This is a genomic window from uncultured Abyssibacter sp. (genome assembly GCF_964000955.1).
Taxonomy (GTDB): domain Bacteria; phylum Pseudomonadota; class Gammaproteobacteria; order Nevskiales; family OUC007; genus Abyssibacter.
Genome location: NZ_CAXFCL010000059.1, coordinates 14,815 through 27,549, shown reverse-complemented (window position 1 = coordinate 27,549; position 12,735 = coordinate 14,815). Strand labels below are relative to the sequence as shown.

Sequence of the window (12,735 nt, the reverse complement as noted above, 5' to 3'; positions counted from 1 at the left end):
TGTTCAAGTTGAGCTGCTAGGCTGATCGCATGCGCAGACGCACCAAGATCGTGGCGACGCTGGGACCGGCGACCGACGCTCCGGGCCGGATCGAGGAGCTCGTGCTCGCCGGAATGAATGTCGCGAGAATCAACACGTCCCATTCCGGCCACGACGAGCATCGCCGTCGTATCGACGCGGTGCGGGCCGCCGCCGAGGCCACCGGTCGGGAGGTCGCCATTCTGGTCGACCTGCAGGGTCCGAAGATTCGCATCGAAGGCTTCGCGGACGGGCCGGTTCATCTGGATGACGGTGCCCGGTTCTCGCTGGACACCGCACTGGCGCCGGATGCCGGGAGCGTGGAGCGGGTCGGCATCAGCTATCCGGAACTGGTTGACGACGTCAGCCCCGGTGATGCGCTGCTGCTCAACGACGGCGTGATCCGCCTGGAAGTGGAGGCCATCGAAGGCACGGCCGTGCATTGCCGCGTGGTCTCCGGTGGCTGGTTGTCGGATCGCAAGGGGATTAACCGGCTTGGTGGCGGCCTGTCCGCCGACGCGCTGACGGCCAAGGACCGAGAGGATGTCCGCTTCGCCGCGGACGTCGGTGCGGATTTCATCGCGGTGTCGTTCCCGCGTTCGGCCAAGGACATCGAGACCGCGCGGGCCTTGTGCGAGGCGCATGGTCTGGATGCGCACCTGATCGCCAAGATCGAGCGCGCGGAAGCGGTGGACGATCTGGAAGCCATCACCGAAGCCTCGGACGGGGTCATGGTCGCCCGCGGCGATCTCGGCGTGGAAATCGGTGACGCCGAACTGCCGGCGGTGCAGAAGCGCCTGATCGCGCTGGCACGGGATCTCAACCGCGTGGTCATCACCGCGACGCAGATGATGGAGTCCATGATCAATCAGCCGATTCCGACGCGCGCGGAAGTGCTGGACGTGGCCAACGCGGTCATGGACGGGACCGATGCGGTGATGCTGTCCGCCGAGACCGCGGCCGGCAAGTATCCGGTGAAGGCGATCGAGGCCATGGTGCGAGTGTGTCTCGGCGCCGAGAAGCATCTGGTGGCGACGCGCCGCAGATCCACGGCGCAGGATCATTTCGCCCGCACCGACGAGGCGATTGCGATGGCGACGATGTACACCGCGCGGCACATGCACGCGCAGGCCATCATCTCGCTGACCGAATCCGGCGCGACCGCGCGGATGATGTCGCGGCAGGACATCGGCATTCCGATTTTCGCCCTCACGCGCTTCGAGACGACACGCCGGCGCATGTGTCTTTGTCGCGGGGTCTACCCCGTGCAGTTCGATGCGACGAATCTGGATTCCTCGCTCAAGCCGATTCGCGAGGCGATCAACTGCCTGCTGGATCGTGAACTGATCGTCGAGGGCGATCGCGTGCTGATTACCAAGGGCGATTTCACCGGCCCGGGTGGCACCAACGCCCTGAAGATCGTCACGGTCGGAGAGTACTGACCGGAACTCGCGGGTTACGGCTCGTCGAAACGGCCGTCCGCGAGGAATTGAAGCGTCAGTCCGATTGCGGCGTCATCCCGCATGATGAACGTGTGCGAGGCGGGGACGGTGCGAAACCCGGCCATCCCGTCCAGCCGGGCGCTGTCCACCGAGACTTTGCCGTCATCGGCGCCGGGTATCCAGCGGGAGAACAGCGGGTTCAGGCTGCGGTCGCCGGTGATGACCGCGAACTCGAAGCCGGGTTCGCCGAGCCGGGCGGGCAGTGCCGACTCGTCGGTGCCCAGCGAGACGCCGGCGGGACCATTCCACCAGCGGAACAGCCACCAGTCGCCCAGGCGGTCGACCAGTTCGCTGCCGTGGTTGGGCGGACTGAGCATGACGACGCGGCCGATGTCGGGGGCGTCATCGTGCTCGGCCAGCACGCGAACGAGAATGCCCCCCATGGAATGGGTGACGAAGTCGATCGCCGCGTCGGAGTCATTGGCGCAATCGCGAATCGCCGGCAGGACATGGTCCTCGACCAGTGCCTGGACCGTGGCCTTGGTGGACGGATAGTCGAGATTGCAGACGCGGCGGCCGGCGTCCTCCAGCGTCGCCGCGATCGGCCGCATTGAACGCGCCGTGCGGGCCAGTCCGTGCAGCAGCACGACCGGGCGGTTCCCGGCCGGCGAGGTTTGCGTGTGACCCGGCAGCGGCGCGAGCAGGCCTAGCGCGACGAGCGTCGCGAAGGCCGTCCTACAGATGCAGCCCGCATTCGGTCTTGGGCTTGCCGATCCAGCGCCCGGCACGGCCGTCACCCTTGACGGTGCAATGCGTGCAGCCGATCGACTGGTAGCCCTCGGCCACCAGGGGATGGAACGGCAGGCCGTGATCCCGGATGTATGCCTCACGCTGCTCCTTGGTCACGTCGATCATCGGGTTGAACTTGATGATGCCTCGACGCTCTTCAAAAATCGCCATGTCGGAGCGGTGATCGGTCTGCCAGCGCATCAGGCTGGAAATCCACAGGTGGTAGTTCGGCTTGATCGCCTCCAGCGGCTCGACCTTGTTGATCGAGCAGCAGAAGTCGGGATCGTGGCTCCAGGTCTTGTCCTTGCGCGTGAACTCATGCTTCCAGTCCTCCGCGCGCAGCGCTCGCACCTTGAGGCCGTACTCGGCGCTGAGGAATTCCCGGTACGAGATGGTTTCCTGGAAGTGGTAGCCGGTGTCGATGAACGAGATTTCCTGGTCCGGACGGATGCTGGAGATGATGTGCAGGAAATAGGCGGAGGTCGCGGCGAACGACGAGGTGACCAGAACCTTGTCCGGCGCGAAGTCGTCGTAGACCCGGCGGATTCGCTCGCCGAAATCCAGTGGCTCGTAGGCGGCATTCAGCGCGGCGATCTGGTTCGGGTCCAGACCGGCTGAATTGCCGACCGTGCTGTCGTCGGTCACGTCGGTGTATTGATCGGCGAACGCGGTTTGCATGATGCAATCCCATTCCAGCGGGCCACGCAGTGTAGGGGCGGGGGCAGCCGGTCACCAGCGCGGTGACCGCTTTGGAATAAGGAAAGAAGGCCGGCAACCGCTATTCGAAGACCCGCATCGACGTGAGATTGGGGTCGGCCGTGATCTGGGCCTCGGTGTAGCGCCAGGGAATCCACTCCTTGGCGGAATACGCTTCGGTCATGTTCTGGAAGTATGGCGAGGCCGGATCGGTGGACTGGGAATAGGTGACGAAGCCCTCGGCGACCGGGTCTCCGTTGTCGTCCCAGGTCACGGTCTGGATATAGCTGTTGCCATAGGTCACGGGGTAGCGGCCGTCGACCAGATTGCCGCGTGCGGCAATGGTGAACGCGCCTTCGAAGCCGTTGCCGCCGAAGACCGGAATCGGATCCTGCGGGTCGTGCACGCCGGAGACCTGCAGCGTCCCCAGCGGGGCATCCAGCGCGACGCCCGCGGCGTCCAGCGCCTCCACCGCGTCGGCGAAGGCCAGCACCACCTCGGCGTTGAGCGTGTTCAGCGAATTTGGCGTGTTGACCGGGTCGTCGGTCGAGAACGGGCTGAGCCACAGCGGCAGGGTCGCGTCGTCCGCCCGCTTCCAGAACTCGCGCCAGATGTGTCCGCCCACCGAGTCCAGGTTTAGCGAACCGTCCCAGGTTTCCAGGATCGCGCAGGCGTCGGAAATGTCGACGGTACTCAGCGAGGACGACAGCAGCGTACCGAGCGGGCAGATGTCATCGAGGACCGCCTGGCGGGCCAGACGTTCGGTCAGCACCGCGCTGGACAGCACGATGTCCTGGAGCTGCTCCAGATCGGCGAAACCGGTTCCCGGGCGTCCGTCGCTGCCGTCGAGCCGATCCTGGACCTGCTGGATGCACAGGCGTGTGCGCAGGCTGCGTTCGGTTTCCTCGTCGCCGATGATGGCGGCGTAACCGGTCAGCGGCTCGTCGGGATGGGTGAGCCAGTAGCTGTCGTTGCAGTTGTGCACCCAGTCGTCGCGGAGTAGCGATGGCAGGTTGCCCGCGCCGAAAATGCCGGGCACGGGGGCGTCGGCATCGCTGTCCCAGTCGCACTCGGAACTGGAGCCCCGGAGCACGGGCAGGCCGGGCATCAGGGCGCCGACCACCGGGCCAAGCACGCTCTGGCATTCGGTGACCTTGCTGTCCGGCACGTTGGGCACCACGGTGATGTCGGCGTAGTACGCCGGCTGGTTCGGTCCGGTGGCGGCGGTGTTGACCCAGGGAATGCCCAGAATGTCACGCTGCTTTGCCATGAAATCGTCCAGCGACTCCGCCCGGTTCCAGGCGAAGAACTGATTGATCAGCCGCGTGTTCTCCGCATTCGCGTCGCGCAGGGTGTAGGCCCGGACGACATCCCAGCCCAGCACCGGGATGCCGGATACGCTCAGGCTCATCATCGGGCCGTAGTGGCTGCGGTAGAGCGTACGGGTCTCCTCCGTCACGCTGCCATCGTCTTCCAGCACCTCGATCGTGTAGGTTTCGGAGGCCATCTCCACCGGCTGGCCATCGAACAGGTAGCTGGTCGGGTCGCCAGGCACCAGCGTCAGCTCGTAGAGCCCGAACCGATAGGCGGTGGACACCGTGTGGCTCCAGGCGACGTTGCGGTTGAAGCCGATCAGCGCCGCCGGCACGCCGTAAAGTGATGCCCCCATGATGTCGAGCTCGCCCGGGATGGTCATGTGCGCCTGGTACAGCCGCTCGGTGCCCTCCCAGGGGAAATGCGGGTTGCCGAACAGCATGGACTGTCCGGTCTGGGTCGCCTCGCCGGACAGTGCGTACATGTTGCTGCCGATCGGCAGTCCGTCCTGCATCGGGAAGCGGTCGCGATCCACCGCGACCGCCGCCGCGGTGGCGCCGGGCAGCGGAGGCTGCGCCGCGCCGATTTCCGTGACCAGAGCGGAAGAACTGGCGATGACGGCGAGCCGGAAATAGCGGCGATAGACATCGTCGGAGGTCAGTTCCGTCAGCCACTCGGCATCGCGACAGGCCAGGTGCCGTCCCGGATGCTCGCCGTTCTTCAGCTCGCGCACGTAGCGTGAGTAGCCGGCGGCGAATCCGGCGGTGGCAGCGGCCGCCTGCGGCGATGCGTCCTCCCGCAGCGCGGCGACGCGATCACTGGTCGCCACATGCCGCCAGAAGAAGTCGGAATCGACATTGTTCGAGGTGTTGCCGTTGGCCGGGATGCTGTAGGTGCCGCTGCGACCGAAGTACTTCGCGCGCTGGCCCAGCGTGGTGATCATGTCCTCCGCCAGCACACAGACATTGTCCTGGGCATGGACGTATCCGTAGCCGTAGCCGACATCGCCGTAGTCTTCACCGCGGATATGTGGAACGCCGTAGGAATCACGCCGGATAGTGGCGTCGTAGGTGGGTGGTGAGCCGGTGGGCGGCGTATTTCCGCCATCGGCACCGAACCGCTGACCATTGCCGCAACCGGCCGTGAGCAACAGCGCGCAAGCGGCCAGGCCGGCCGCGATGCTGGACTTCCCCATCTGTCTCCTCCCGCTCGCGGTCGTGACGCCGCGTCGCTTTCGTTGTTATGCGGTCCGGTGAGGACCGTGTGCGGGATATCGTACTCGATCGCCCCGACGGGCAAAAAAAATGGCGGACCGTGCGTTTGCAGCAGTCCGCCAACATGCGGTTGGTACCACCCCTTTCGGCTCCCCAGCCGTCTGGATGGCGTCTACCTTGCACAAGTCGATGTCAAACGGACGTCAAGCCCGGATGAGGAAATTGCGAAGTGCGCCTCAACGGCATCTTTCGGCCGACGAACGTGATCCCTGATCGGGAAATCCGCCGTGGTGACTGCCGAAACGGACCGGAATCGACTAGGGTATGCGGCCTCTCAATCCGATTTGGCGCAGAGCATCGACCATGGCACAGGAACCAGAACTGCCGGAATTCAAGCTGGACGAGGCCGACCTCTATCGCGAGGACGTTTTCACCGATCGCAAGGCCGGCACCATCCGGCGGATGACGCCGGTGACGGCCACCGGCGAGGATGACAGCTCGCGGCCGGTCATGTTCGAAGGTCAGGCCAGCGTGCTGACGCCGGGCGGCGCCCTGCCGCTGAACTTCGAACTGCCCGGTCCGACATTCGAGGATGCGCTTGCCCAGTATCCCGACGCGGCGCGGGCGGCGCTGGAGCAGACCATCGAGGACATCAACCGGATGCGCCGGGAGCAACAGTCCTCCATCGTCGTTCCGGGTCAGCAGGCACCGTCGCCGGGTTTGATCGACCCGAGCGGTGGACGCGGCGGGTCCTTCCGATAGCGGCGCAGAGTCGCCGAGCATGAAAAAGCGCGCCGGGGCCTGAAGCCCGGGCGCGCTCTGATCGGGACGCGTTTCCCTCAGTAGCCGCTGCCGCCGAATTGCAGGTCGAGTCCGATCGCGGCGAGATCGACATCAACATCGTCCAGCGCATAGCGCTCGTAGCCGATGTTCAGCGCGACGACTTCACCCAGCGGCAGGTTGGCGCCGACGCCATAGAAGACATCTTCGCCGTCGGTTTCACGCGATACGCTGCCCACGGCGCCTTCGGCGGTGGCTTCGGCATCCCAGAACAGCTCACCGAGCTTGCCGTACAGCGAGGCGCGTTCACCCAGCGGGATGTACAGCACGCCGGCCAGTGTCAGGCCATCGGCGGTGTAGTCCACCGCGCCATCCTCGTAGTCGCCAAAGTCCACGTAGCCGCCTTCGATGCCGATCACCGGCGCGAAACGGCCGCCTACACGCAGACGATAACTGGTGCGGCTGTCCTCGACATTGTCGTCATCTTCGGGAAAATCCTCCGATTCGACACGGAAATAGCCGATATCGGCGCCCACATAACCGTAGGGGTCGAAGTCGGTTTGAGCCAGTGCGGCGGGCGCGCAGAGCGTGGCGGCCAGTCCGGTGGCACAGGCGGTCTTGAACATCATGTTCATGGATTGCTCCTTGTTTTCGGAAATGAATCGGGGTGGCGGCTCGACGCGTCCGGCGTCGAGCCGCGAATAGGTGCCCGGCTCAAGGGGCGCAGGAGCCGGGCTGGTGACTGGCTGCGGGGAAGGAAGCGGGGGCGGACAGCCAGTCGGACTCAGGTCGGGGTCCGGTTCAGGACATCTCGACCGTGAGTTTGTTGACGACGTCGGTGACGCCATCGGTGTTCATCGCGATCTGCGTGGCGAGATCGGATTCAACCGGCGTGTCGACCTGACCGCTCAGCGTGACCACCGAATCGCGGGTGTCGACATCGATGGTCAGTCCGCTGGTGACATCGTTGGAGAGCAGCCGGGTCTTCACCGCGGCGGTCGTGCTGGCATCGTCAACGGCCTCGCCGACGCTGCGCTCGGCTTCTTCCTCGGCGCCGGCCTTGATGTTGATCTTGTTGTCGACATCGGTGATCGGGTCAATGCCGGCGGCGATCTCGATGGCCAGCGCGCGCTGCGCCTCCGTTTCCACGGTGCCTCCGATCGTCGCCTTCTGGTTGGTCACGTCAACGCTGAGATCAAACGGATTCAGGTTGCGGTTGATCGTGTAGGCGGTGACCAGACGACCCTCCAGGAATGCGTCGTATGCGGCGCCGCTGAGGCTTTGCTGTTCATCGGCGGAACCGCCGGTTGATTCGGCCGCGGCGGTCCTGATCAGCGGGTGATCGGCGGTGGCCGGGGCGGCGATCAGCGCCATCGGCGCCAGACTCAGGCCCGCGACCGCGAGACCGCGGCGAATCCGGCGGGCCGATTCGTGGGCATGTAGAGAATTCTGCTGTTTCATCTGCATCGTCCTTGGATGTTGGATGAGACGCCGAGTGTTCGTCTCGGCACCATCCATCAGCGCAACGCCGATGCCAGATGATTCAAGTCATTGAAAACAATGGAAAATGTCGTGCTGCCCAGGGTTTTCTGCCATGCCGGAGGGTGACCGGGCCCGGATTTCTGTTGCCAGCGGGCAACGCCATGCCCGTCGCTAGATGCCAAGTCATTGATTTTAATGGAAACGCCATGTCGTCGCAGCGCGACATGGCGTTCAGTCAGCGCTGAACGGCGCGGTGCTCACGGCTTGTCGAACACCACGGCGGTTTGCCGGCTGATCACCGCCAGCTGGCCATCCGGGCGCCACATCCGGGCATCGGCCTGCACGAATCCGTTGGCCGCGCCCTGCGTGTTCACCTCGTAAAACCACCAGTCATCGCCGGCGGCAGGGACACCCGGATCAATCAGGTCCAGCGACCAGGTCAGCGAACTCCCCGGCGCGGGGCGCTTGAGCATGGGCAGGACGCTGGGCGGCCACACGTCGAGCAGGCCGATCAGCGCGGCTTCGTCGTCACCGGCGGGCTCCTTGTGCCGGCACCAGCCGGAAAAGTCGGGTTGATCCGCGCCGGAGAACGGCACCTGACCACCGGTCAAGCCGAGCACGAAATGGCGCAGGAACACCGGGGTCACGCCGGGGATGTCCGGCAGTATCAAGGCCTTGTCGGGCGGTGGCGCATCCGGCCGCGGTGCGCCGGGTACGACGACGCCGGATTCGCGCGGCGCTCCGAAGCTGGCGTTGGCCGTCGCGCAGACCTGGCCGTTCTGCTCCAGGCGGGCCTCGGCCTGCGTGACCGATTTGCCCTGCCGCAACACGGTCGCCGTGACCGTTGCGGCCTCCGGGGCGACCGGCCCGACGAAGGCGACGGTCATCGCCCGCAGCAGTCGGTCGGCCGGAACGTGCCCGCGCATGGTCTTGTACAACGCGGCGCCGATCAGACCACCGTAGATCGCGCGACCCTGCCCCCAGTCCTCGGTGAACCGGAAGGTCTGCCGGGCGGACGGGTCCGGGCCGCCCAGCAGGGCGGCAAAGCTGGTGTCGGTCATGCGCGTGGTCCTAGCGGGCGCGTTTCAGCGCGGACTGGTCGAAGTCGCGATCATCCAGGCCTTCCTGGAAGGCATAGTTGGCGAAGGTCAGCGTCGTCGACTTGCCGGTCTGGTGATTGACCATCTCCATCCGGCCCGGGCGCCAGTACTCGTCCAGGTACTCGTCAAACTCATGCATGGTCAGCGTCTTGAGGTGCGAGTTCTTGCGGTCGTAGAACTCGATCTTGCGGACGCGGTACTCCGCCTGGTCCAGCCAGGCCACCTGCTTGGTGTAGCCGGAGTTCTCGTCGGTCGGGAAGCGCTCGATCACGAACACCTTTTCGCCATCGAGTTCCTCTTCGCGAAGAAAGTTGTAGGTGTATTTCTCCACCTCCTGCGAGGACAGATCCTCGTAGGCGAACTCGCTGCCCATGAATGGACCGGACTTGTTGCTGGAGGCGATGCGCTTCACGCGCTTGAGCGCCGGCAGGTAAAGCCACTGGTCGTCGTCGCCGGTCTTGTGCGAATAGGTGAGCAGCGCGGTGCCGCGAACGTCGCGAGGCTGGTCGAAGATGATCATCGACTTGTCACCGTCGTCCTCGACTTCGAGCGCCCGTGAACGCATTTCGCGGACGGATTCGTCGCCGTTCTTGTTGCGCAGTGTCATGGTCAGGTCGACCACGGAGTCGCTCCAGCCGGTGTCGCGCCGGTCGGCCTCCTGGGCGATCTCGAGACCGCGCTGGGCAGCGTCCTGCGCATGGACCGGCAATGCGGCGCCGATGGCAAGGGCGCCGAGCCAGCTGAATTTAGTGAGCGTATGCATGGGTGTCCTCCTCGGGAGTTTCTGAAGTCGGTGCGCGCTCGCGATCCACCAGCAGGAGCAGGACCGGGAGCAGGAAGAAGTCCGCGATCAGGGCGCAGATGATAGCGATCGAGGTGAGCTGCGCCATGCCGCTGTTGGGCAGAAACGCGCTTTGCGCGAGCACGGCGAATCCGGCGACCAGAATCAGGCTGGTGGTGGTGAGCGCCGTGCCCACGGTGCGGAAGCTGTAGACGATGGCTTCCTGAGGCGACTGTCCCAGCTCGCGGCGGGCGCGCAGGTATTTCGACAGGAAATGGATGGTGTCATCGACGACGATGCCCACCGTCATGCCCAGCACGATGGCCATGGTGAAGTTGATCTTGCCGTCAATGATGCCCCACAGCCCGAACGCCAGACCCAGCGGGACGAGGTTCGGGACCAGCGACAACAGACCCATCTTCCAGCTGCGCAGCGCGAGGATGAGCAGGAAGCTGATGCCGATCAGCGCCACCGGCATGCCGATGAACATGCTCTTGATATTGCGATCGGCGATGTAGGCAAACATCACCGCGGGCGACACGCCGATGGTTTCCAGGCCGGGGGCGTTGGTCTCCAGCCAGGCATAGGCATCGGCCACCATCTTGCGGGTCGCGACGGCGTCCAGGTGCTCGTAGGCGACGAAGAACCGGGTCGCCGACTTGTCCAGGTTGATCTGGTTGCCGAGATCCAGCCCGAACGGCAGCGAAAACTCGTACAGCAGCAGATACTGCGCGGCGAGCTCCGGATCATCCGGAATCCGGTAGTACGCGGGATCGTCGCCGTGCATGTTCTTGTTCAGGCGCTTGAAGATGTCCGACACGCTGGCGACGTGCTTGACCCGCGGGTCTTCCATCCACCATTGCTTGAACGCGTCGAGCTGCTTCAGGTATTCGGGGTTGGTGACACCGCCCGTGCCCTCGGGTGACTCCAGGTCGAATTCCATGGTGTAGAGGCCGGTGATGTTCTCGGCCACCCAGTCGGTGTCCGTGCGGAACTTCACGCTGGTGTCGAAGTAGTGCACGAAGGTTTCGTTGGCCTGGTTCTGCGGAACCAGGGCGCATAGCAGCACGGTGACCGCGACGCTGCCGATCAGCACCGGCACGCGGCGGTTCACCACGAAACGCCCGAGGCCCTCCATGCTCCTGGACAGCCCGCCGGAGTGCCGGGGCACACGGACGCGCAGCAGCACCATCACCGCGGGCAGCAGGCTGACTGACAGCAGCCAGGCGACGATCACACCCATGGCGACGATGTTGCCCAGGTCGCGCAGCGGCGGGCTGTCGGCGAAATTGATCGACAGGAATCCCAGTGCGGTGGTGACCGAGGTGAGCAGAATCGGCATGAAGTTCACGCGCAACGAGTCGACCAGCGCGTCATGCTTGCTGCGGCCCTCGCGCATGTTGGCGAACATCGACACGAGCACGTGAATCGAATCCGCCACGGCCAGCGTGGACACGATCAGCGGTGCCGAGATCGACGGCGGGGTGAAATGAATGCCCGCGAACGCCGTGAGCCCGACCGACGCCATCATCGACGTCATGATGACGGCCAGCGTCGCGATCGTGCCGACGATCGAGCGCAGCAGCACCCAGGTGATGACGATGATCACCAGATACATCAGCGGGATCAGTGACGCGACGTCCTGCTGGCTGGCTTCGGAGAACGACACCGACATGAAGTTGCTGCCGGTGAGGTAGATGTTGTGGTCCGGGTATTTCTCCAGCATCTCGTCGCGCAGGGCGCGAACCTCGGCGGCGACCTCCTCGACTTCGGAGTCATCAAGCGCCGGCAGCTGGTGGATCACGTTGACCGCGACCGCATGGCCCGATTCGGAGGTCAGCCGGCCGATGAGCAGTGGCTCGTTGACGGCGATCTCGCGGATGCGAGCCAGCTCTTCATCGCTGAGTGACGCGGCGTTTTCCACCAACGGGGCGACCAGCAGATCATCGCCCTCGGCCTCGGTGTGCTGATAGTTGGTCACCGAATCCACGCGCAGCGAGTACACCAGACCCCAGGCCCGGTCCGTAAGCTCCTCGGCCAGCGCCAGGGTGTCGCGGTTGAAGGCGTTGTCGGTGGTCGTGGGCTCGATGACGATCAGCGAGTTGTCGTTCTTGGTGTAGCGATCCTGAACCTGATCAAAGGCCTGCAGCTGCGGATTGCCCGGGCCGAAGTACACCCGGTAGTCCTTGCTCATCGCCAGTTTCGGGCCGGGCGTTCCGGCGACCGTGGCGACCATCGGGTAGCTGAATGCGGCGACGGCGATCAGTGAGAGCAGCAGCGTGAGCCAGGGGTGATTCGTCACCCACCGTCCGTAGGCCATTACCCCCCGGTCCAGCTTCGACATGTCTTGTGGTGCGTTCATAACGATCCCCAAACGATGAATGCGTATTCGGTGGCGGCGCGCTTCAGGCGCGCATGGATTCCAGGAACAGCACCAGCCCGCGATGGCTGGCGCGGAACTGCTCATGACAGCGCGAGGCCTTGGCGATGGCCCACATGCCCTCGATGGCGCTGATGACGAACACGGCGATGTCTTCCGGGTCCACGTCGGTGCGTCCCTCGCCGATGGCCTGCGACTTGCGCACGCTTTCCATCAGGCCGCGCTTCCACTCGAAGAAAATGTCGAACAGCGGCTGCTGGAACGCCGGCTCGCTGCCGGCCAGTTCCTGCACGAGATTGGCGAACGGACAGCCCAGCGCGAGCATGTCGTCATCCACCGTGTCCGCGTGCGCGCTGACGTGATCAATCGCCGCCTGGAGGGGGCGGTCGGATTCCAGCATCGGCCGCCAGCGGGTCTCGATCCAGGGCCGGACCACTTCGTCGATGACCGCCAGCCCCAACGCCTGCTTGTTGCGAAAATGATGGTAGAGCGCGCCCTTGGTGACGTCCGTCGCCCGCAGAATCTGATCCAGGCTGGAGGCGTGATAGCCATAGCGGTGAATTTCGGCGAATGCCGCGTCCAGCAGGCGCTGGCGCGTGGCATCGGGCTGACGTCGTGTGGGGGTTGGGCTCATGGGCTTGCTCGGATGTGGGCGGCGTTGCGTGGCCGCTCTCAATAGGCCGTCGACGAGGGCGTAAACTGTCGGTCCGGCGTGCCGGTCACGGTGTGGTTTCCAGCC

General features: G+C 64.9%; 11 protein-coding genes. 2 read left to right on the top strand and 9 right to left on the bottom strand.

Annotated elements, in window-relative coordinates; genetic code table 11:
• Positions 1–29 precede the first annotated feature (29 nt).
• Entirely contained in the window at positions 30–1,460 is a 1,431-nt protein-coding gene (gene pyk / locus ABNS06_RS02845; protein ID WP_348672455.1) for a pyruvate kinase, read from the top strand.
• Positions 1,461–1,474: 14 nt separating this feature from the next.
• Here pyk and ABNS06_RS02840 read toward each other — a convergent pair whose 3' ends face one another.
• The 3 genes from ABNS06_RS02840 to ABNS06_RS02830 form a co-directional block, all read right to left on the bottom strand.
• Positions 1,475–2,107 (bottom strand): alpha/beta fold hydrolase, encoded by a 633-nt coding sequence (locus ABNS06_RS02840; protein ID WP_348672454.1) that lies wholly within the window; start codon positions 2,105–2,107, stop codon positions 1,475–1,477.
• Between the two features lie 88 nt (positions 2,108–2,195).
• Positions 2,196–2,927 carry a phosphoadenylyl-sulfate reductase gene (locus ABNS06_RS02835; RefSeq protein WP_348672453.1) on the bottom strand — a complete coding sequence of 244 codons (732 nt, stop codon included), beginning with the start codon at positions 2,925–2,927 and terminating at the stop codon, positions 2,196–2,198.
• 100 nt (positions 2,928–3,027) lie between these two features.
• On the bottom strand, positions 3,028–5,454 hold the full coding sequence (locus ABNS06_RS02830; RefSeq protein WP_348672452.1) for a penicillin acylase family protein: 2,427 nt from the start codon (positions 5,452–5,454) through the stop codon (positions 3,028–3,030).
• Between the two features lie 382 nt (positions 5,455–5,836).
• On the opposite strand from ABNS06_RS02830, the gene ABNS06_RS02825 reads away from it, so the two are divergent.
• On the top strand, positions 5,837–6,235 hold the full coding sequence (locus ABNS06_RS02825; protein WP_348672451.1) for a hypothetical protein: 399 nt from the start codon (positions 5,837–5,839) through the stop codon (positions 6,233–6,235).
• 77 nt (positions 6,236–6,312) lie between these two features.
• Here the strand turns inward: ABNS06_RS02825 and ABNS06_RS02820 are convergent, their stop codons facing one another.
• From ABNS06_RS02820 to ABNS06_RS02795, 6 genes are all read right to left on the bottom strand, one after another.
• Positions 6,313–6,888, bottom strand: a complete 576-nt coding sequence (locus ABNS06_RS02820; protein WP_348672450.1) for an outer membrane beta-barrel protein — start codon at positions 6,886–6,888, stop codon at positions 6,313–6,315.
• A 166-nt stretch (positions 6,889–7,054) separates the two neighbouring features.
• Positions 7,055–7,714 (bottom strand): BON domain-containing protein, encoded by a 660-nt coding sequence (locus ABNS06_RS02815; RefSeq protein ID WP_348672449.1) that lies wholly within the window; start codon positions 7,712–7,714, stop codon positions 7,055–7,057.
• 278 nt (positions 7,715–7,992) lie between these two features.
• Positions 7,993–8,796, bottom strand: a complete 804-nt coding sequence (locus ABNS06_RS02810) for a thioesterase family protein (RefSeq protein ID WP_348672448.1) — start codon at positions 8,794–8,796, stop codon at positions 7,993–7,995.
• 10 nt (positions 8,797–8,806) lie between these two features.
• Positions 8,807–9,598: an outer membrane lipoprotein-sorting protein gene (locus ABNS06_RS02805; RefSeq protein WP_348672447.1), complete on the bottom strand. Its 792-nt coding sequence runs from the start codon at positions 9,596–9,598 to the stop codon at positions 8,807–8,809.
• The gene (locus ABNS06_RS02800) at positions 9,582–11,978 is read right to left on the bottom strand and encodes an MMPL family transporter (RefSeq protein WP_348672446.1); all 2,397 of its coding nucleotides are present in this window, start codon (positions 11,976–11,978) and stop codon (positions 9,582–9,584) included. The genes ABNS06_RS02805 and ABNS06_RS02800 overlap by 17 nt, the downstream gene beginning before the upstream one ends.
• A 43-nt stretch (positions 11,979–12,021) precedes the next feature.
• A complete protein-coding gene (locus ABNS06_RS02795) occupies positions 12,022–12,630 on the bottom strand; it encodes a TetR/AcrR family transcriptional regulator (protein WP_348672445.1) in 609 nt (202 codons plus the stop codon).
• Positions 12,631–12,735: the final 105 nt, after the last annotated feature.